General features: G+C 31.5%; 20 protein-coding genes. 9 read left to right on the top strand and 11 right to left on the bottom strand.

From position 1 onward, the window contains the following. Positions 1-71: 71 nt before the first annotated feature. Both B4J88_RS12485 and B4J88_RS12480 read left to right on the top strand, forming a co-directional pair. The gene (locus tag B4J88_RS12485; RefSeq protein WP_280051797.1) at positions 72-2438 is read left to right on the top strand and encodes an outer membrane beta-barrel family protein; all 2367 of its coding nucleotides are present in this window, start codon (positions 72-74) and stop codon (positions 2436-2438) included. A gap of 49 nt (positions 2439-2487) precedes the next feature. Further along, entirely contained in the window at positions 2488-2946 is a 459-nt protein-coding gene (locus tag B4J88_RS12480) for a GNAT family N-acetyltransferase (protein WP_280051796.1), read from the top strand. Positions 2947-2974: 28 nt separating this feature from the next. On the opposite strand, the gene B4J88_RS12475 is transcribed toward B4J88_RS12480, so the two are convergent. The 5 genes from B4J88_RS12475 to B4J88_RS12455 form a co-directional block, all read right to left on the bottom strand. Next, entirely contained in the window at positions 2975-3151 is a 177-nt protein-coding gene (locus tag B4J88_RS12475) for a hypothetical protein (RefSeq protein ID WP_280050146.1), read from the bottom strand. A 17-nt stretch (positions 3152-3168) separates the two neighbouring features. Next, a complete protein-coding gene (locus tag B4J88_RS12470; protein ID WP_219034947.1) occupies positions 3169-3918 on the bottom strand; it encodes an SDR family NAD(P)-dependent oxidoreductase in 750 nt (249 codons plus the stop codon). A 4-nt stretch (positions 3919-3922) separates the two neighbouring features. Next, positions 3923-6748 carry a hypothetical protein gene (locus B4J88_RS12465; protein WP_291067773.1) on the bottom strand — a complete coding sequence of 942 codons (2826 nt, stop codon included), beginning with the start codon at positions 6746-6748 and terminating at the stop codon, positions 3923-3925. Between the two features lie 63 nt (positions 6749-6811). Beyond that, positions 6812-7438: a carbonic anhydrase gene (locus B4J88_RS12460; RefSeq protein WP_114999136.1), complete on the bottom strand. Its 627-nt coding sequence runs from the start codon at positions 7436-7438 to the stop codon at positions 6812-6814. 6 nt (positions 7439-7444) lie between these two features. Further along, positions 7445-7723, bottom strand: coding sequence for a GNAT family N-acetyltransferase (locus B4J88_RS12455; protein WP_038337243.1), 279 nt, complete (start codon positions 7721-7723; stop codon positions 7445-7447). A gap of 268 nt (positions 7724-7991) precedes the next feature. On the opposite strand from B4J88_RS12455, the gene dnaN reads away from it, so the two are divergent. The 3 genes from dnaN to B4J88_RS12440 are packed head-to-tail and all read left to right on the top strand — an operon-like array spanning position 7992 to position 12024. Then, entirely contained in the window at positions 7992-9110 is a 1119-nt protein-coding gene (gene dnaN / locus B4J88_RS12450) for a DNA polymerase III subunit beta (protein ID WP_038337242.1), read from the top strand. Between the two features lie 36 nt (positions 9111-9146). Beyond that, entirely contained in the window at positions 9147-11576 is a 2430-nt protein-coding gene (gene pheT / locus B4J88_RS12445; protein ID WP_291067772.1) for a phenylalanine--tRNA ligase subunit beta, read from the top strand. 13 nt (positions 11577-11589) lie between these two features. Further along, complete coding sequence (locus B4J88_RS12440) at positions 11590-12024, top strand: META domain-containing protein (RefSeq protein ID WP_291067771.1); 435 nt, start codon at positions 11590-11592, stop codon at positions 12022-12024. Between the two features lie 37 nt (positions 12025-12061). On the opposite strand, the gene B4J88_RS12435 is transcribed toward B4J88_RS12440, so the two are convergent. From B4J88_RS12435 to B4J88_RS12415, 5 genes are all read right to left on the bottom strand, one after another. Beyond that, the gene (locus B4J88_RS12435; protein ID WP_219034953.1) at positions 12062-13438 is read right to left on the bottom strand and encodes an AAA family ATPase; all 1377 of its coding nucleotides are present in this window, start codon (positions 13436-13438) and stop codon (positions 12062-12064) included. 139 nt (positions 13439-13577) lie between these two features. Next, a complete protein-coding gene (locus B4J88_RS12430) occupies positions 13578-14876 on the bottom strand; it encodes a cation:proton antiporter (protein ID WP_291067770.1) in 1299 nt (432 codons plus the stop codon). A gap of 92 nt (positions 14877-14968) precedes the next feature. Then, entirely contained in the window at positions 14969-15811 is an 843-nt protein-coding gene (locus tag B4J88_RS12425; RefSeq protein ID WP_181816279.1) for an OmpA/MotB family protein, read from the bottom strand. Positions 15812-15960: 149 nt separating this feature from the next. After that, entirely contained in the window at positions 15961-16416 is a 456-nt protein-coding gene (gene lysM, locus B4J88_RS12420; RefSeq protein WP_219034954.1) for a peptidoglycan-binding protein LysM, read from the bottom strand. 63 nt (positions 16417-16479) lie between these two features. Beyond that, a complete protein-coding gene (locus B4J88_RS12415; protein ID WP_219034955.1) occupies positions 16480-17316 on the bottom strand; it encodes a hypothetical protein in 837 nt (278 codons plus the stop codon). Positions 17317-17441: 125 nt separating this feature from the next. Between B4J88_RS12415 and B4J88_RS12410 the strand changes: the two genes are divergently transcribed. Continuing rightward, positions 17442-18482, top strand: a complete 1041-nt coding sequence (locus B4J88_RS12410; protein ID WP_291067769.1) for an asparaginase — start codon at positions 17442-17444, stop codon at positions 18480-18482. A gap of 62 nt (positions 18483-18544) precedes the next feature. Here the strand turns inward: B4J88_RS12410 and mdtD are convergent, their stop codons facing one another. Beyond that, positions 18545-19948 carry a multidrug transporter subunit MdtD gene (gene mdtD, locus B4J88_RS12405; RefSeq protein ID WP_219034956.1) on the bottom strand — a complete coding sequence of 468 codons (1404 nt, stop codon included), beginning with the start codon at positions 19946-19948 and terminating at the stop codon, positions 18545-18547. Between the two features lie 73 nt (positions 19949-20021). Between mdtD and B4J88_RS12400 the strand changes: the two genes are divergently transcribed. Genes B4J88_RS12400 through B4J88_RS12390 form a run of 3 tightly spaced genes read left to right on the top strand, consistent with a single transcriptional unit; the run spans position 20022 to position 22184 of the window. Continuing rightward, the gene (locus B4J88_RS12400) at positions 20022-20678 is read left to right on the top strand and encodes a TatD family hydrolase (protein ID WP_221854622.1); all 657 of its coding nucleotides are present in this window, start codon (positions 20022-20024) and stop codon (positions 20676-20678) included. 15 nt (positions 20679-20693) lie between these two features. Further along, positions 20694-21416: a tRNA threonylcarbamoyladenosine dehydratase gene (locus B4J88_RS12395; protein ID WP_038336843.1), complete on the top strand. Its 723-nt coding sequence runs from the start codon at positions 20694-20696 to the stop codon at positions 21414-21416. 60 nt (positions 21417-21476) lie between these two features. Beyond that, positions 21477-22184, top strand: a complete 708-nt coding sequence (locus B4J88_RS12390) for a hypothetical protein (protein ID WP_038336844.1) — start codon at positions 21477-21479, stop codon at positions 22182-22184. The last annotated feature ends 88 nt before the right edge of the window (positions 22185-22272 follow it).

Below are 22272 nucleotides of genomic sequence, written 5' to 3'. Positions count from 1 at the left end.
TAACTCATCGTTAACCGTTCATTAACCAAGTAAAATCGAAACTTGAAAGAGATTTGTTAAAAATCTGAACCATGAAAATAGTAATAACATTTTTTCTGCTACTTCCAAATTTAATTTTTGCACAAATTATTTCTGGAAAAATTATCGATGAGCAAAATCAACCAATCAAAAATAGTTCAATTGAAGTTGAAATTCCTTCACAAGATCCAATTGTAGCTGAATCGAATGAAAATGGCGAATTTAATTTTGAGCTTCATCAAGCACAATCATTTACAATTTACATTAAAGAATTTGGTTACCAAGAATTTGAAAAGACATATCAAGCCAACTCAGAAAATTCTTTGATTATTACGCTTCAAAAAGATGAAACAATTAACTTAAAAGACGTTGTTTTTTCTAGTCAAAAACCTTTGTTGAAACGAAAAATTGATCGAATAGAATTTAATGTCGAAAATACGCCTTTGCAAAATTTAAGTGCTTGGGATATCGTGAAAAACACGCCAAATGTTCTTCTAAAAAATGAACAGTTAAGTGTGAGAGGAAATACGCAAATTTTAGTCACAATTAATGATAAAAAAACATTAATGTCCCAAGATGATTTGAAACAATTGTTGGAAAATACTGATGGTGCAACAGTTTCTTCGGTTGAAGTCATTACCAATCCGCCTGCAAAATATGAAGCTTCTGGAAGCGCGATTATAAATATTAAAATGAAGAAAAATGTGCTTTCTGGTTACAAAGGACAAATTGCGACACGTTATCATCAATCTATTTATAGCAAAGGAATGCTGGGTACTACCCAATCTTACAATACAGAAAAATGGCAATTGACAGGAAGTTATTATTTTGTGAATGGAAAATATGTTCGCAAGAATTTTGATGTAACAACTTATGAAAAAGATCAGACACGCTGGGAAAGTGACATGATTCGTCGAACAGTTGCGAAACAACAACATATTTACAACTTTGCTTCTCAATATTCAATTGATAGTTTACAGAATTTTCAGTTTGGAATAAATGGTTCTAGAAATCCTGCTTCAATTGGGAATTATAACGTTCCAACAAATATTTACAATACAACAAATAATCAACTTGAATCATTTTACAAAACACAAAATCATCGTCGCGAAGCTTCGAATAATTTTAATACGTATTTGGTTTATGATAAAAAATTCGGGCAACATAATTTGACATGGAGCAACAATTTTAGTCATCGTTATTACAAAGAAAATCAAGATGTTTTAACAAAATTGAATTTCAAGGATAAACCTTATGAAGAAAATCGTTTTTTGAGCGCGGCACTTCAAAAATTGAATCTATTTTCTACACAAATTGATTATAGTTTGATCGAAGAAAATTATGGTTTGGAAGCTGGAGCGAAATATAGTTTTGTGAAGAATGATAATGATTTAGATTTCTTTGAGTCGATTCAAAATCAAATCGAATATCAACCCGAAAAAAGTAATATTTTTGATTACAAAGAACAGATTTTTGCGTTGTATATTTCTGGAAATTACAAATGGAAAAAATGGGAAGCAAAAGCTGGTTTGAGATCTGAAACAGCTCTTATAAATACGATTTCTGATAATCCAATTAGCCAAAATAAACGAACAAACACCGATCTTTTTCCAACTTTATACGTTATGTATAATTTTGAAAATGCTGGACAAATTGGTTTGAATTATGGAAAAAGAATTGATAGACCTAATTATAATTTCTTGAATCCTTCGAAATCATATTACAATCTATTTTCTTATTTTCAGGGCGATGCCAATGCGATTTCTACTATTATCCACAATTTGAGTTTATCCTACACCTTGAAAGATTGGAATTTCGAAGCCTATTATCGATACGAGAAAAATCCAGCGATGGAAATTTCTATTCAAAATCCTGAAACTTTTGAAACGGTTTATCATTTTACTAACATCAAAAATGGAGAAGCTTTTGGAGCTAATCTTTCGAAAAATTTCAATCTAAAATCGTGGTGGAAACTGAATTTATTTGCGATGGGAGAATATAATCAAAACTATTATTTTGGTCCAGATAATCTGCAATACAAAAACGATGTCTTTTTTTATCACCTTTCATTGAGCACGCAATTGGATTTAGACAAAGCAAAAACATTTAATATTTCGACAGGATATCATTATAATTCCCCAGCTATTCAAGCTTCATTTGATATTAGTTCTTCTCAAAATACATATTTGATTTTAAACAAAAAAATATGGGATAAACGTTTTGAAATTGGTTTGGTTTTCAATGATATTTTTAAAACTGATCGCAATACGATTTCTACGAAATACGCAAACCAAAATCAATATTTCAAAGATTATCGCGATACACAATATTTTATGTTGAATTTGAAATACAATTTCGGAAACCAGAAAGTAAAAGAAGCGAAACAAGCGGAAAAAACTGCAGAACAAAATAGAATTTAGCGTTACAAAAAAAACTTAAGTTTTATTAAATTTGAGGAAAAGCAATAAAATGAATTCAGTAAAAATCATTCGAACAAATTCTTCTAACAAAGATTTTCAAGAATTGGTAACAGAATTAGATAAAGATTTAGCGATAAGAAATGGCGAATTTCATTCTTTCTTTTCGCAATACAATAAAGTTGACAAAATAAATCACGTTGCTATCGCCTATTTAAACGAAAATCCTGTTGGTTGTGGCGCTATAAAACATTATTCTGATACAACGATGGAAGTGAAAAGAATGTATGTAAATCCTGATTTTAGAGGAAATAGAATTGCAGCTAAAGTTCTGAATGAGTTAGAAAATTGGGCAATCGAATTAAATTATGAACGATGTATTTTGGAAACCGGATTGAAACAACCCGAAGCAATCGCGTTGTATGAACGATGTGATTACACAAGAATCGAAAATTACGATCAATACAAAGACATCGAAGAAAGTGTTTGTTATGAAAAAATATTGAAATAGAAAAGCTGAGCGATGCTCAGCTTTTTTATTATTTATTAGATTCTTTTACCATTTTGTTCATTTCGGATGCCGTAATTTCACCATCCATAATCATGTACATTTGTTGATCATCGCTGTTAATACTCATCAACACATTTTTAAAAACTTTCGCATTTGCATTTTCCGTTAAAAAGCGAATTTTACTTCCGTCCTTATTTATCAACATCAATTTTTCGAAATAGATTATTTTTTCAAGAAAACAGTTCCTCCAGCTTGCGCTTTTGGAAAAATTGTAACATCAGCAATTTGTACATGTTCTGGTTGTTGCAACAAATACTCTATTGCATTTGCAATATCCTCTCCAGCCAATGGTTCAAAACCTTTGTATACATTATCCGAAAGTTCTTGATTTCCTTTGAAACGAACCAAAGAAAATTCTGTTTCTACCGCTCCTGGCGCAATATTGGAAACTTTGATTCCGTAAGGTAACAAATCATAACGCATTCCTTTGCTCAACGATTCTACCGCCGCTTTCGACGCACAATATGTTCCTCCATTTGGATAAACTTCTTTTCCCGCAATCGAAGAAAGGTTGATGATATGCGCATTTGATGATTGTTTAAGAATTGGAATAATTGCTTTCGAAACGTAAATTAATCCTTTTACATTGATATCAATCATTGCTTCCAAATCCTCCAAATCAGCTGTATCAAAAGGTGCTAATCCGTGCGCATTTCCCGCATTATTGATTAAAACATCAATATTTTTCCACTCATTTTCTAAACTTTCTACTGCATTAAAAACAGCTTCCTTGTCTCGAACATCAAATTGAATGGTTTTAACTTCCGTAATTTGACTCAATTCTGCCTGAATTTCATCTAATCGTTCTTGACGACGCCCACACAAAATTAAACGATAATTTGGTGCTAATTTCTTTGCTGTCGCCATTCCTATGCCAGATGTTGCTCCGGTTATGAAGACTGTTCTTTTCATTTTCTTAAATAATTAAAAGTGCTTTTTTAAGACCGTCTAAGATACAAGCTAAAAAGAAATTAAAAAATGATTTATCCTGTTTTCGTTCGATATTTTCTACTTTTTCTTCTTTCATTTTTCCACGAGAATCATTCTTTACCGCTGCATTTCCAACTGCTGATAATAATTTCCTTTTCGAACCATCATCACGCAAAACATTCACTTTCAAATTTTGATAATCTATTCCAAAATTTCCTCCAGCAACTTTATCATTTCCATCAAAATTAAATTTTATTTGATTGAAAAATCCGTCTACAGAAACCTTAAGATATGGTTTCACAAAAGGATCAAGGTTTTTTGCAGGAAGTTTTGAAATAGAACCATTGATATTAAATTTCTCTGAACGATTCATTGGATTAAACGTCCAATTTGCGCGCAAATCTCCATTCATAAATTCTGAACGCCAATCAACATTTACATCTGGTAACGATTTTTTACGATAACCCGAATTGACATTTTTAACCCTTGCATTTATCGACGAAAACGTCAATTTTCCTGTTCCAATACTTTTAGCCGTTTCCTCTTCATATTCTAATTTAGAGTTGACCAATTGCAACTGTTTCACCCCTAAATCGAATTTCATTTCACGTAATTTTTGTGAAAACATTGTTTTACGTTTTGTGTCATCAGGTGGAACCAAACTTCTATAAATATTTGCATAAAGCTGGTTCAATTTTATTTGATTCGCTTTCAAGAAAAAATCTTTTGAAGGCGAAATTCCCCATTGTATACCGTTTCCTTGCAATTGTTTCACAGAAACAGTATACAAATCAGCTTGTTTTTGCAAAGATGCAGTATATGCTTTTCGAGTAAGTTTTGGTGTCAATTTTAATTGATTTAACGTCAAATTTCCATTCTGAAACTGCAAAGCTCCAGTAGTCATCTTATATATTTTTCCTAAATCAAAATCGATTCCCGAAGATTTCAGTAATACAGATTTATAAGAAAAAGGAATCGCTTCTTGAATTGTTTTTGGATCAACATTAATTTGATTAAACGCTAACTGAATTTGCTTCAATGTTAAATTCGGCGTTTTTTGTTGATAAGGAATCACATCTAAATGTCCATTTACCAACGAAATTTTATCGACTTTTATAACATCGTTAAATTCTTTTGACGTTTTTCCTTCGCGTTGCGCCACTCGTCTTGGCTGTCCATAAATTGTAAATTTTGGATTTTTGAAAATAACCTGATTGATTCGAAGTTCTTTCCCATAATCATTTTTCAATCCTAAAACCGTCAAATTAACATTATTGAAATCAAATTTTTGAGAAGCTATAAAACGCGATTGCTTGATTTGAATTGTATCAATTCCAAGGTTAAAATTAATCAAGAACTTTTCTGTTGCTTTTTCAACTTTCTTCGCAATAACTTTTTCATTCTTTTGATCGATGATTTTCACATTTACCTCATCCAATTTGATTGAATTGGTATGAAAATAAAAATCACCATTTTTGATTCCCCAACTGTTATTATTCAACGTCAAAATTGGCGCTTCGACATCTAATAATGTGTTTGATTTTGTATAATTTCGATTAAATTGATTTTTTGAAATTAATGGTTTCATTTTGAAATTTTTCAGAATCAATTTCTTTTCAGTTAAATCAAAATTAGATGCTGTTAACGTGTGCATTTCATTCAATCGATAATACATCGAATCCAACTTAATACGGAAAGTTTTATAATCAATCGGAATATCATTTGTGCGTGTCAACGCATTCATTTTTATTCCTTCGATATTTAACGCCACATTATTTATTGCATATTTTACCGTTTTTGCATTCGAGAAGAGTGAACGAATTTTACCATTTTCTATTTGTAATTTTTTGATATTAATTAACTCCGCATCTTCCGTTTTTATGCTTACTTTTTTAGTTGATTGTTTCTCAACTTTATTCTCAGGTTTGGCAGAAATAATGGCAATTTTTGGATTTTTGAATTTGATTAAATCTGTTTTAAAATATAATTTATCTTCTGAAGTAAATCCCCAATCCATCTTAGAAAGCGAAAGAAGTGGTGATTCAATATCCAATAAATCATTTTCAGAATCGTTTGGAACGTACATTTTTCCGTTCATTTTAAGCGGTTTCATCAAGAAATTATCCAACTCAAAATCAGTTTCATTAAAACGAACTTTTCGTGCTCTAATCAATTGTTGATCTTTTACCACAAAAAACATCGAATCTAATTTGATATCAAAAGCAGAATATCTGAACGGAATTTTTTTGTCCGCTGTTCGCTCATTGAAACGAACGCCATCAAAATCGATCGAAAAATTAGAAACATTTGCTATATGTTTCTTTCCTGATTGAGAATACAAATTAAACTCGCCATTGTTGATATTCACATTGGAAACATCTATACTTTGCCCAACTTTGGATTGTGCTGTATCTTTTTTGATCGAATCTTTTTTCTCTTTGAGATAATAATTTACAGAAGGATTATTGATGTTGATTGAATATGCTGCAACTTCTTTTTTGGTAATTAATTTTATAAAATTGATACCGACAACATTTATTTCTTTCACTTTTCCTGTTGCGTCAATCGAATCCTTTATTAACAACGAATCTTTTGGAGAAACTTCAACATTTTTTAGTGATAAAGACGAATTAAAAATAGAAAAGCTCAAATCTTCGTAAGTCAGATTATAAGCGGTATCGTTTTTTTCTGCAATGATTTTTGGAAGTCGATCATTCAGAAAATAGGAGATGTAAAAACTTAAAATAAAAAGTACCGCAATAATTGAAATTAATGCGATACCTATTTTTTTTATCCAACGGTTGTTAATCATTGATATAGTTTGGTTAACAGTCTTAAGAACAATTATTATACCAGATATAACAAAATGTTAAATTTATTCGTTGATATCGTAAATTTCTTTGATATTTTCTAAGATTGTATCGAAGTTTAAATTCAAATCAATTAATTTTCCTGTAAACAAATCAAACACCCAACCGTGCACTTCTAATCCATTTTCCATTGCACGTTGCACGAAAGGATTTTTTACCACATTGACACATTGTTCTTGTACATTTAACTCTACCAAACGGTTGTAACGCATTCCTTCGTTTTCGATTGCATTCAATTCTTCTGAATGTAAACGATAAACATCACGAATATTACGTAACCAAGGATTCATAATTCCTAAATCTTTCGGAAGCATAGCAGATTTAATCCCACCACAATTATAATGTCCACAAACTACAATATGTTTCACTTTTAGGTGTTCTACCGCATAGTCTAAAACAGAAGTGGTATTCATATCCAAACTAATTACCATATTCGCTATATTGCGGTGTACAAAAACCTCTCCTGGCTCTGCTCCCAACAACTCTTCTGCCGTCACACGACTATCCGAACAGCCAATATAAAGCACTTCTGGATTTTGACCAGCCGAAAGCTTATCAAAATATTGCTCGTCTTGCTCTAAACGTTTATTTACCCACTCTTGGTTGTGTTCAAAAACTTTTTCTAAATTCATAATTTTCTAAATTACATCTTGTACTTCTGGATGTTTACCAACATAAACGCTCACATAACTACAAAATGGAATGATTTTCAACTGATTTTTTCTTGCGTAATCTACAGCTTCTAACACTAACTTTTCGGCCAAACCTTGTCCTCTCAATTCGGGATTAACACCTGTATGATTAATCAACATTTGTTCTTCTTTCAGCATAAAAGTTAATTCACCAACTTCTTTATTATTCTCATCAAGAAGTATAAAAACTCCATTTTTTCCTTCTAAATTCAATTCAATTTTCATAGAATAGTATTTTAAATTCAAATTAATCTTTTTGGATGAGATTTGGTCAAAAAGATTTGTTAAAAGTCTCGATATACAAGACAAATTTACGGGTGAAAAGTTTTTAATTCAAAGAAAATTTAAACAAATAATAACAATCAATTTACAATCATCTTTCTATTTGATAATCAACAACAAGCTATTCTATATAATATTTAATGTATAGGTTTGAGTTTTTTACTTGATTATTTATTACATTTGTTAGATATTTTAAGGAAATATTCTTCATATGAAATTTATTGTATCGAGCAACACGTTATTAAAAAATGTTAACTTAATCGGAGGGGTTATTAACTCTAATAATACTTTACCAATCCTTGATAATTTTTTATTCGAATTGGATGGTAGCCAATTAACTATCACTGGTTCTGATTTAGAAACAACAATTTCAACAACTTTAGAAGTTGAGTCTAATGATAATGGAAAAATTGCAATTCCATCAAAAATCTTAACTGACACGTTGAAAACTTTCCCTGCGCAACCGCTTACTTTTATCCAAAAAGAAGGAAATACGTTGGAAATTGTTTCAGAACAAGGAAATTATCAGTTAGCATTCGAAGACGCAAACGAATATCCTCAAACGCCAGATATCGAAGACGCAAGCTCTACAACACTTAGTGCAAGCATTTTATCAGAAGCAATTATCAAAACTATTTTTGCGACAGGAAACGACGAATTACGTCCAATTATGACAGGAGTCTTCTTCCAAGCAAATGCAGATATTTTCCGTTTTGTTGCTACAGATGCGCATCGTTTGGTAAAATATACTCGCAATGGCTTAGACAATTTACAAGCTGCTGAATATATTATGCCGAAAAAACCACTTAACTTATTGAAAAATATTTTAGGAGGAAATAATGACGATGTAACAATCGAATATAACAATACAAATACACGTTTTTCATTCCAAAACATCGTGTTAACTTGTCGTTTGATTGATGGTAAATATCCTAATTATGAAGCGGTAATTCCAAAAGAAAATCCAAATGTATTAACGATTAACAGAAACTTATTCTTGACATCTTTGAAACGTGTGGCAATTTTCTCTAACAAAACAACAAACCAAGTTCGATTAAAATTAGTTGGAAATTCATTGACAATTTCTGCTGAAGATATCGATTTTGCAAACAAAGCAGAAGAAAGACTTCCTTGTGATTACAACGGAACTGATTTACAAATCGGTTTCAATTCTCGTTTCTTAATCGAAATGTTGAACAATTTACAATCAGAAGAAATAACATTAGAAATGTCTGAACCGAATCGTGCAGGAATCATCAAACCAGTTGATGGACTAGAAGATGGCGAAGAAATCTTAATGCTAGTTATGCCAGTTATGTTAAACGCATAATCAAAAAGAATACATAAAATTCATTTATACAATACAATGAAAATTTCATACAATTGGCTAAAAACCTACATTGATACAGATATCACACTTGATGAAGTGTCTTCAACACTTACAAGTACGGGTCTAGAAGTTGAAGGTGTAGAACAAGTAGGTGGAGCTAAAAATTATTTGGAAACCGTATTAGTTGGTAAAGTTTTATCAGCTGTGCCACATCCAAACGCAGATAAATTAAGAGTTACTAAAATAGATTTAGGAGACGGAAAAGAAACGCAAATTGTTTGTGGAGCTCCTAATGTTGCAGAAGGTCAAAATGTTCCTGTTGCAACTGTCGGAACGGTTTTACCTTCACCAGATGGTGAATTTAAAATCAAGAAGGCAAAAATTCGTGGTGAAGAATCTTTCGGAATGATTTGTTCTGAAGTAGAATTAGGAATTGGTACAGATCATTCTGGTATTTTGGTTTTACCAGAAGATTTAAAACCTGGAACTTCTACGTTCGACCTTTTCGGAAAAAATGATGAAGTTGACCACGAAATCGAAATTGGTTTAACGCCAAATCGTGCGGATGCAATGTCACATTTCGGTGTAGCGCGTGATTTACATGCTGCTCTTAAAACTCGTGATATTGCGTCAACATTCAAAACATTTGATGTCTCAAATTATCCTACGACAGATTTTGGAAAAAGTCCTATTTCTATCGAGGTTAAAGATACAGAAGCAGCGCCTCGTTATGCAGGTGTTTATTTAAAAAATGTAAAAGTTGCTGAGTCGCCAGATTGGTTAAAAAATCGTTTGCAAGTTATAGGATTATCGCCAATTAATAATGTGGTTGATATTACCAATTATATTTTACACGATTTAGGTCAGCCTTTACATGCTTTTGATGCAGCTAAAATTGAAGGAAATAAAGTAATCGTTCAGAAATTAGCAGAAGGAACAAAATTCACAACTTTAGATGGCGTTGAACGTACATTAAAAGGACATGAATTGATGATTTGCAACGAGAATAATCCAATGTGTATTGCTGGAGTTTTCGGAGGAAAAGATTCTGGAGTTTCGGATGCAACGACAACTATTTTCTTAGAATCAGCATATTTCGAGCCAGTAACAATTCGTAAAGGAGCGAAAGCACATGCATTAAATACGGATGCTTCTTTCCGCTTTGAACGTGGAATTGATCCTAACATAACTATCGACGCGTTGAAGAAAGCTGCGATGATGTTAGTTGAAATTGCTGGTGCTGAAATTGCATCTAATATTGATGATATTTATGCAAATCCTATTCAAAACTTTAATGTAAAATTACGTTTACATAAAGTGGTTGAATTATTAGGAGTTGAAATTCCAGAACATAAAATCAAATCGATTTTAGAGAATTTAGAAATTAAAATTTTGTCAGAAAATGATGGAATTTTAGATTTAGAAGTTCCTGCTTATCGTGTAGATGTACAACGTGATGTGGATTTGATTGAAGATATTTTAAGAATTTATGGATACGATAATATCGAAATTCCTTCAAAATTCTCGTTTTCTTATGTTCCAAATCAAAAAGTTAGTCCAGATAAAATCGAAGATTTTATTGCGCGTCAATTGATTTCTTTCGGATTCAATGAAGCGATGAATAACTCGTTAACGAAAAAAGAATACGAACAAGTTTTCTTTTATCCAGAAGGAGAAAGTGTTGCCATGTTAAATCCTCTTTCGGCTGATTTAGCTGTTATGCGCCGCACTTTGTTGAATGGTTTATTAGAAAATGTTGCGTTTAATATCAATCGTCGTATTTCGGATGTTAAATTGTTCGAATTTGGGAAAATTTACCGCAAAATTGATGGGATTTACGAAGAAAATAAATGTTTAGGAATCGTTCTTTCAGGAAACTTTAATAGCGAATCATGGACAGGAAATTTACGTAAAGCTTCATTTGCTGATTTGAAAGGTTTGATTAAACAAATTTTTGTTCGATTAGATATTCAAATTACAGATGAGTTACCTGCAAAAGATGATAATTTCTTAGATGGAATTGAGTTTGTTTCTGGTCAAAAATCATTAGGAAAACTTGGAATCATCAGCAAAAAATTAGCGAAAAAATTAGGCGTTAATCAAGAGGTTTTCTTTGCTCAATTAAATTGGGATGCAATGGTTGCTTTAGCAAACAAACACGACTTGAAATACAAAGAAATCTCTAAATTCCCAGGTTCTCGTAGAGATTTAGCTTTATTGCTTGACTCTTCTGTGAAATATGAAGAGTTGTACAAAGCTACAAAAGAAGTGAAAACGAATTTATTGAAAGCTGTGAATTTATTTGACGTTTACGAAGGAGATAAATTGCCAGCTGGTAAAAAATCGTATGCTTTAAGTTTTATGATTCAAGACGAAAATAAAACATTAAGTGATCAAGAAATTGATGGTTTAATGAATAAATTAATCAAATTGTATCAAGAAAAATTCAACGCTGAGTTGAGATAAAATATTCCGAAAAATGAAAAAGATTGTAACTTTATTTTCAGCAACTATTTTGATGAGTTTTATAGCAACTTCTTGTTCTACAAGTGCAACTACTGCTAAAATTAAACCTAAATCGGAAGTTTCGATTTCAAATCAAAATTGGTATTTGATCAACGATAACAATGTAGTAAAAGGTTTGTACGATAAGGACGTAATGTTGGTTATTGACGAAGCGAATTCGACTGTAAGTGGTTTTGCGGGTTGCAACAATTTCAATGCTACTTTTACAAAAGTTAGCGGCGTTACAAGCTTTGTTAATTTTTCTGAAACTAAAATGGCTTGTCCTAATTTGCAAGAAGAAAAAGCATTTTTATCGATGTTGAAAAGTGTAAATCGTTACGAAGTTTCAGGAAAAGAATTACATCTTTACAAAAGCAATATTTTATTATTAAAATTCAAAACAATTTAGTTTTTATAATAAAAAAGCTCCTTACAAGGAGCTTTTTTTATGTTTCTTTATTTTCTTCTACCGATTTTATCTCAACAGTATCATCACTTTGCTTGAAACCAATTTTAGTAATCGGAATTTCTTTTGATGATAAATAAAACTCTAAATCAGCATTTAATTCGATCAGACGATGCGGAAAATCTTGACCAACATTTTGCTTGGCTTCTGTTAAGAAAATTGCGCAATGTTTTAAATAATCAGGCGTTAATTTCGATTTTGCTTCTTGAAATGCAGAAAACAATACCTTTTCTGTCATCACAATATTTTTCGTTTCATCTTTTCTGTATAATGCATATAAACGTTTTTTAAGCGATTGTGTAAAATCAATCATCATTGTATTTGAGAAAATTTTCATTTCAGCCGCATAAGGCGTCCAGAAATCTTTGTTCAACGCATTTTGATTTTTCAAAATTGATAATAACGGAGAATCTTGCGCCAAATTCGTAGTCATGTGATGTAGAAGTAATTGTTTGCGCTCGTCAAAAGTTGGAGGAAAAATCGGAATATGTAAATCAAAACGACCAGGTGCAACGATTTCATCATTCAAATTTGCTAAAGATTCAACAGCTCCAACAATCAAAAGTTCTTTCGTATCATTTTTCTGAATATGTCTAAGAACGGAATAAAACAAATCGACCATTTCGGGATAAATGGTATTTACAGAAGTAGAATGTAATATTTCGTCGAACGAATCAATAAACAATAATGTTTTAGGTTGATTCATCTTTTTTGAAAGAAAATCGGAGAATTTATTCTTTTTGTTATCAAAATTCCCAACTAAATAATCATTGAAAATATGTACAAATTCGTAACCAATCATATCCGCTATTTTCTTTGCCCAATATATTTTCCCACTACCTGGAGGTCCATACAAAATCAAGCCAGCAGGTTTTGAGATTCCCCAACTTTCTCCTTGATCTTTGCTGATAAATGGATCTAACATATCAGTCATATAAAAATACAAATCAGTATAACCAACTAAACTTTTACCAGAAAAATCTTCGCATTGCGGAAATGCTTTTTCTATAAACGGATATTTTCCCCCAATGTAAGAATGAATCAAATAACTTGACACTCCCGTTTTCATCTGCTTTGCAACCTCGGCAGGAATTCCATTTGTCACAAAAAAATGAAGTACTTCTTCTTCTTTCGCTCCAATTGTTTTAGCGATTTCTTCTATTGTTTTTTCTTTGGAATAATCTTCGGCATATCTTTTTAAGAAATCTTTATTCTCTTCCGAAAATGTTATAAATTGTTGTGTTACATTAAAATTTTCGTCAATACAAAAACTCAAATCAATATTAAAATCATTGATAAAATTCTGTAAACTTCCTAAAGATATTTCGAGTTGATTAGATAAATCCTTTAATTTCATTCTGTTGGCTTGTTCTAATTTCTATTAAAAATAAAGATTAATTCGTGAACTAAACCATTTTAAGTTCTAAACTTCTGTTAAAGGAGCAAGCGCATCTATAGATGCGCTTGCTCCTTTTAATTGTATATTTTAAAATTATTTACAATTTAGATGAATTAAGATAATCTTCCATTTCTTCTTTATTTGCTTCATCAGATTCGTCTTTTAGAACACGATGAGCCACTTTACCTACAGTTAAACCTTGAATAACGATTGAAAATAAAACAACGATGTATGTAATCTCTAATAACAAATCTTTCCATTCCGAATTTGGCATCGAAAGAACTAATGCAATTGAAACTCCTCCACGAATTCCTCCCCAAACCAAGACAATAAGTGAACCTTTAGAAAAAGTGTTTTTTCTTAAAATAGTACGAGCTGGAATAACAATTGATAATGTTCGAGATAATAGGACTATAAAAATTGTGGCAATTCCTAATAGAATTTGATCCATTAAATCTTCTATTAACAACAATTCGAAACCTATAAAAAGGAATAAAATGGCGTTCATTATTTCATCAATAAGCTCCCAAAATTTGTTTAAATAATCTTGAGTTGTTTTACTCATTGCGAATTTCTTTCCATAATTTCCGATTATTAAACCTGCGATAACCATAGCTAAAGGACTAGAAATATGAAGTTCTTTTGCAATCAAAAATCCTCCCATTACAATCGACAATGTAATTAAAGCTGAAACTTTATAATCATCAATTTTTTTCATCGAATTAGACGCTGTAAATCCAAGTAATAATCCAAGTAAGATTCCGCCACCAGCTTCCATCAAGAATAATTTTGAAACACTTGCAAAATCAGCATCAAAGCTTGGATTAGTTGCTATTTGTAAAACTACTGCGAACATTACAACGGCCACACCATCATTAAACAGTGACTCTCCTGTAATTTTTGTCTCAATAATTTTAGGAACTTTTGCTTGTTTCAAAATTCCTAATACAACGATTGGATCAGTTGGAGAAATTAATGTTCCGAACAATAAACAATAGATATACGGAATTTGAATACCAAAATATGGCGCAATGTAATATAAAATTACTGATATAATAAATGCTGATAATACTACTGATATTGTAGCATAAGTAGCAATTGTCCATCTCAAGTTTTTCAAATCGAGAATATTAACGTGCATTGCGCCTGCAAAAAGCAGAAAATTAAGCATTGCGCCCATCAATATTTCATTGAAGTCTAAACTATTAAAGAGTTGAAACATGTCTTTTGTAGCATCAGGAAAATAGCTATCTCCCAATAAACGGATAGCGATAGATACTAACATGGCGATAATCATAATTCCAATTGTTCCAGGTAATTTTAGGAATCGAAGGTTTGCATAAGAAAATAATGCAGCAAGAACAATTAGAACCGAAAAAGAATAATATAGTTCCATTGGTATTGATTGATTAAAATTTGGAAAAAGTTACAAAAAAAGAGCCACTATAAAGTGGCTCTTTCTATATTAATTTGATTTTTTTATCAAAATTAGTTTTTTGGAGCTTGCCCAATTAAATCCATAAATTGATCTAACTTAGGTAAGATAATAATTTGTGTACGACGGTTTTTAGATTTTCCTTCCGCAGTAGCATTTGTAGTTAATGGGTTATATTCTCCACGTCCACCAGCTGTTAAACGTTTACCATCAACACCGTATTGGTTTTGTAATGCTTGTACAACAGAAGATGCACGTAAAGCAGATAAATCCCAGTTGTTACGGATGTTTGGTTTAGAAATTGGCACATTATCTGTGTTACCTTCAATCAATACATCGTAATCTTTATAATCGTTGATGATTTTCGCAATTTTACTTAAAGTTTCTCCTGCAGCAGGTGAAATTTCGTAGCTACCAGATTTGTACAACATGTTATCAGCTAACGAGATGTAAACAACACCTTTTAATACTTTAACATCAACATCTTTTGCTTCATTGCTAGATAAAGAACGCGTTAAGTTGTTTGTTAAAACCATATTCAAACTATCCGATTTGCTTTTCGCATCGATCAAATGTTTGATGTATTTGTTAGACTGATTGATTTCGTTCACTAATTCAGAAACGTTTTTAGAACCACCATTAATACAATTTTTCAATTGTTCTTGTAATTGTTTAATTTGATTTCTTTCACTCTGAACTGTGTTTTCATACTGACCTTGGTTAGATTCAAAATTAGCTAATTTAGCTTTCGCTACAGCCAATTCTGTTTGACATCCTTGGTTCTCAGAATAAGCAGAATTGAATTTATTTTGTAATTCATCATACTTTTTCTGACTAACACAACTAAATAAAGTTGAAGCAGCGATAACCGCTACTGGCAAAATTGAAACTTTCATAATTATTTTTTTTATTTCAGTTATACGAATATATGTTATTATTTTTTATTGCGAGTATATATTCTGCAAAAACCATGCTGTAAAAATATAAAACTCCTACAATCATTTGGTTGTAGGAGTTTTAACCTTAATATTTTATTTCTATTGTATTAATCCTGAGGAATATATAAAACCTGACCTGGATAAATCTTATCTTCGTGTTTTAACATTGGTTTGTTTGCTTCGAAAATTTTTGGATACTGCATTGGATCTCCATAAACTTCTTTTGCAATTTTAGATAAAGAATCTCCACTTTTTACAGTATACATTGTCTTAGATAAATCTGGAATCTCAATTCTCAAAGGTGTTTTCAATGTTAATTGATCTTCTACTCCTTCCACTCCATCAATGTTACCTGCTGTTGCTAAAATTTTTTGTTTCTCGTTGATGTCCAACGCTTGTCCAGCTACTACAATTTTATCTCCATCAGTAGAAAAAGTTACTCCTGACAAATCAAATCCTTGCTTTGCAACTTGTTCTTGTACTTTACCTGCTTTTTCTTCTGGTGTTTCTGCACCTCCGAAGACTTTCTCTCCGGCATTTTTGATAAATGAAAATAATCCCATAACGAGTTGATTTTAATAATATTTATTTGTTGATATTTAGTAAATATATAATTTCTCTAACAATTATCGTGCAATTGATGAATATTTCTTTTTTAAATTTTCGGTAATCGAGAGTTGTTGTTGAATTTGACTTGTTAATTGATTAATTTTTGCATCCAAAACTTTATCGTTCTCTTCGGCAATTTGTATTTTTCCGCTCAATGTTACTACTTGATCTTCTATCGATCGCAAAGAATTTTCTGTTTTTATCTTTTTCTTCATCAAACCATCAGTTACTTTATCATTCGATTCTCTTTCCAATTGATTCACCACCAAATCTAACTTATCGCCCAAAGCTTGCTTTTTACTTTCTAATTTCAATAAGGTGTTATTATCTTTTAGATATGATTTGATCGAGTTTCCTTTTTTCAATTGTGCATCAGCGTTTTCTTTTGTCAATCGAATCATATTTTCGTTCGCTAACCTCAACTCATTTCGTACACAACCTTGCTTCGTTTTTGTTGCTAAATCTTGCAATTGAGCATAAATTTTATCAAACTCTGCCGAATTACTATTAAATGTCATTCCATTTTGATCCGTTAATGTATTAATCACAGTCGTTTTTCCATTTTCTTCATCAACCAAACTAATCACAGATTTATACACATCTTGCGAATTTTTGAACTTGATATTACTCGCTTCATGTCTTTTCAAAAAAGCAGAAGAACCTTCTTTGTTCGTTACCCAATTTTCCCACGATTTCACAATCAAATTCTGCGCACAATTATCCGTAGAAAAAGCAAAAGATTTCAGTTCTTGTCCGTTCATTTCGTACTCAACTTCAAACAATCCTTCATCAGATTGTGCATTAACATAAGCTGATGTTAACAAAGTTGTAATGGCTAAAAGTAATAGTTTCATCAAGTTGATAGTTTAAATTTATGTTCACAATTATTTATCCAATTTACAAAATATCGGAGTTTAAGAAAAGATGTTGTACAGATTTTTTATAATGGTTAATTTTAACCAGAAATTAATCAAACCGCATGCAAACAAAAATTTTATTAATTTACACAGGAGGAACAATTGGAATGGCGAAAGATTATGGTGACCAATCCTTGAAACCTTTCAATTTTGATAATTTGTTGAAACAAATTCCGGAATTGGGTCTGTTAGATTGTTCTTTCGATTATCATAGTTTCGATACGCCTATAGATTCGTCTGATATGAAACCTAAATATTGGATAGAAATTGCCGAAACCATTCAACAAAACTACGAAAACTATGATGGTTTTGTTGTTTTGCACGGAACAGATACAATGGCGTATACAGCTTCTGCAATGAGTTTTATGATTGATAACCTCGAGAAACCTGTCATTTTCACTGGTTCGCAATTACCAATTGGAGATTTGCGCACAGATGCGAAAGAAAACTTAATTACTTCGATTCAATTGGCTTCGTTACGTAAAAATGACAAACCAATTATCAAGGAAGTTTGTGTGTATTTTGAATATAAATTGTTTCGTGCGAATAGAACAACTAAGATTAATGCAGAAAACTTTGATGCTTTCGAGTCGCCGAATTATCCAGTAATTGGAGTTTCCGGTGTTCATCTGGAAGTGAAAGAAGATTTATTGTTAAAAAATGTTGTTACGGATAAACTTTCGATCAACAAAAATCTAAATGCTGATGTTGGTGTCTTGAAGATTTTCCCTGGAATGAATCGTTCTTTTATCGAAAGTGTTTTAAACGCTCCGAACATGAAAGCTTTTATTATTGAGGCTTTCGGAACAGGAAATATTTTTACCGATAGTTGGTTTATTGAATTGCTGGAAGAAGTAACGAATAAAGGAGTTCATCTTATCATCAACACGCAATGTTCTGGCGGAATGGTAGAACTTGGACGTTATGCTACAAGTGATGCGTTACTAAATATGGGCGCAATTTCGAGTTATGATTTGACAATGGAAGCTGCAATTACCAAAGCCATTTATTTATTAGGTCAAAACCTTTCGAAAGAAGAATTCAAAACGCAATACGAAGCAAACTTGAAAGGTGAACTTCGCCATCATTTTTACAATGATTAAATCAAAATAATATAAAACGAAAAAAATCTCTACTTGGTAGAGATTTTTTTATGTTCTAAATTTTATTTCTTCCCCGACATTGAAGCGCCATCAGATTCTCTTAATTTGAAAAAGATGTAAGTTGATAAAATTGTCATCACGCCCATCGTCAAAAATGAATAACGAAAAGCTTGTACTTCCACTCCATTTACAAATCCTGCTTGTCTAAAAACACCTAAAATTAATGCAGCTACAGAAATTCCAAATGTTAGTGATAATTGTTGTGTAACCGATAATAAACTATTCCCTTCGCTGGATGTATTTTCGTCCAAATCTGCTAAAGACAAGGTATTCATCGCCGTAAATTGAATTGAACTAAAAAATCCATTCAAAACCATTAACGGAATGATATAATAAATTGGTGATTTCGATTCTAAAAAGAAAAACATACAAATGATTAATCCTAAAGTTATTGTATTGGAAATCAACATATTTCGATAACCAAATTTATTCACAATTGGCACAACAAACGATTTTGCAATAATGTTACTTGTTGCAGATGGAATCATAATTAATCCCGCTACAGTAGCCGAATATCCATAACCAACTTGCAATAAAAGCGGAATAAGAAAAGGTATTCCTCCAATTCCTAATCGTGTAATAAGATTTCCTATAATACCAATTCGCAAAGTTCTAATGTTAAACAAATTCAAATCGATTAAAGGATGTTGTTTATGTTTTGCATGATAAATATACAAACCAATCAAAAAGGCAGAAACTACAGTCAATGCCAATACAGTTTGCAGGCCAATCACACGAGAAGATGTCAATTCCATAATCAATGTTAAGACAGTAACTCCTCCACTAAAAAGAATCAAACCTCTGATATCAAATTTAAAAACTGGATGTTTAAAATCGGGGATCGCAAAAGTTGTCATCCAAAGTGCAATAATTCCGAATGGAATATTCACGATGAAAATCCAATGCCATGATAAAGTTTCAACCAAAATACCTCCAATTGTTGGTCCTAAAAGTGGTCCTATTAACCCTGGTATGGTGATAAAATTAATTACTTTTAATAATTCACTTTTTGGATAAGCATATAAAATTGCTAAACGTACAACAGGAACCATCATCGATCCTCCAATCGCTTGTATAACGCGTGAAATGACTAAAAAAGGTAAAGTTGTGGCAAATGCGCAAAGTGTGGATCCAAGTGTAAAAATCAGTATAGCAGATTGAAAAACTTTTTTCGTTCCGTATTTATCCGAAAGCCAACCACTCAAAGGAATTAACAAAGCGATTGTTAACGTATACGCAACAATAATCGACTGAATTTCTAAAGGCGATTTTCCTAATTCTTTTGCAATTGTAGGTAAAGATGTATTTAAAATTGTAGCGTCCAAAGCTTGCATAAAAATTGCCATCGCACCAAGCCATGGCAAAAACTTCAACATTTTTGGACTTAAAATATGATCTGAATTCATTCAAATTCCTATAGCAAATTCTATTCCTATTTTAACATTTCGAAAAATCATTGAAAAAGATTAAATTTGAACTATGTTTCTCAACGCGCATACACATCATTTATCCGATCAAACAGATGTTTTGGAACTGTATAATCAGTTTCCAAATGAGTTGAATAATGAAGCTAAATTATTTTCAATTGGGATTCATCCAGCTTACATCAAAACCTCATCAATAAAGGAAGAAATCGAAATTATTAATCAAACTATTTCGAATAAAAACTGTTTAGCAATCGGTGAAATTGGATTAGATAAATTGTGCGAAACAGATTTTGAATTACAAATCAACGTTTTTAAAAAACAGTTAGAAATTGCGATGCAATATCAACTTCCAGTCATTATACATTCGGTTCGTGCTTATCAAGAAATTTTACAGATTCGAAAACAAATGAAATTGACGATTCCGTTTATTTTTCATGGTTTCAATAAGAATGAACAGTTACTCAATCAAATTATTGCGCAAAATTGTTTTGCATCTTTTGGTAAAAATCTTCTATCAAACAAAAACTTACAAATTATATTTGCAAATCTTTCTGCGAATCAATTCTTTTTGGAGAATGATGCAAGCGAAATTTCTATTGAAGAAATTTATACTTTTGCAGCGGATTTGAGAAAAATTACAATCGAGGAATTACAACTTCAACAAGCGAAAAATTGGAAAGCAGTTTTCGGTTACGAAGTTCAATCATAATTAAAATACATTTCAATGGCAGTTTGGCAAGAAAGAGCTGAATTATTATTCAAAGAAGAAGGTTTAGAAATCCTAAAAAATTCGAACATTTTAGTTGTTGGTTTAGGTGGAGTTGGCTCTTTTGCCGCAGAATTTATCGCACGCGCAGGAGTTGGAAAAATGACAATTGTTGATGGTGATACTGTTGATATTACAAATATTAATCGACAATTACCTGCTTTACACTCAACTGTTGGAATGAACAAAGTAGACATCGTTGGCGATCGTTTAATGGACATTAATCCTGAATTAGAATTAACGCGTATCAACGAATTTTTGAGTCCAGAACGTACACACGAAATCGTCACACCAGATTTTGATTATGTGTTAGATTGCATCGATTCTGTTACACCAAAAATTAATTTGATTTTAGCTGCAAAACGCAAAAAAATTAAAGTAATCAGCAATATGGGCGCTGGAGGAAAATATTTGGCAAGCAAAGTACAAGTGCGTGATATTAGCAAAACAGATGTTTGTCCTTTGGCAAAAAATGTTAGAAAACGATTAAAAAAAGAAGGAATTAATAAAGGTGTAAAAGCTGTTTTTTCGACAGAAGTTCCTGATGAATCTTCGGTTAAATTAACGGATGGAAAAAATTATAAAAAATCGTTTTACGGAACTAATTCGTGGATGCCTGGTTTATTCGGGTTGCATGCGGCAGAAACGGTGATTCGACATTTATTAAAAAAAGATAAATAATTAAGTACTTTCTTAAAGATTTAATTAATTTAGTTGCGAATTAACAAAGAGACGAAAAAAATGAAAATCAATTACGATTATATCACATACGAGGATGTTTTGAGAGCGCGTCAATTTATGTACGAGCAAGCGTTGGAACAGAATGCGACTAATTCGTTGTTGAACACTGCGAGAGATTTATTTGGAAACAGCAATTTCGAGATGTGTATCAAAATTTGTGAAGGTTTATTGGATGCAAAAGACCCAAAACAAATGTACGATGCTAAGAAATTAATTGCTTTATCATATTATAGTTTACAAGATTTTGAGAATGCGGATAATGCATTTTTCGATATCGCTCAAAACTCTGATAATTCAGACGATTGGTTTAATGTTGTCATTTCTGCAGCTTTAAATAAAAATATCGAACGTAGTAAAGAATCTTTTGGAATTGCATTAGAAAAATACACGAAATTTGGTCATCAACGTAATATGCCTTCAGTACAATTGATGTTGCATTACATGATTACGTTAGAAACTGTAAAAGAATACGTTTTGGCTTTGGAACAATGTAGAATGTTGGTACAAGTTTACGCTAAATTGAAAAAAACAGACGAAAAATTCTTAAGTTCTCGTGGTTTAGAACAAATCGAAAACTTTTTGGAAACTGCAAAACCAGTTTTGAAAAAAGCGAAAAAGAAAGAATTAACTGAAATCAAAAAAGAATTGGTTGAAGCTTTAGATGCAAACGGCGTAGAAAAAGTAGAAGCTTTTTTCGCTGAGTTTTAAGCTAACTATTTTTACAAGAAATAAAAAAATCCACTTCGAGAGAAGTGGATTTTTTGTTTTAATTATTTTGTCCCGTCCTGAAATAGCG

Origin of the sequence: Empedobacter sp. UBA5036 (assembly GCF_002415215.1) — a bacterium.
In the GTDB taxonomy this organism is placed as follows: Bacteria; Bacteroidota; Bacteroidia; order Flavobacteriales; family Weeksellaceae; genus Empedobacter; species Empedobacter falsenii_B.
The sequence above is the reverse complement of the archived record's forward strand: the minus strand, read 5'-3'. Positions and strand labels throughout refer to the sequence as shown.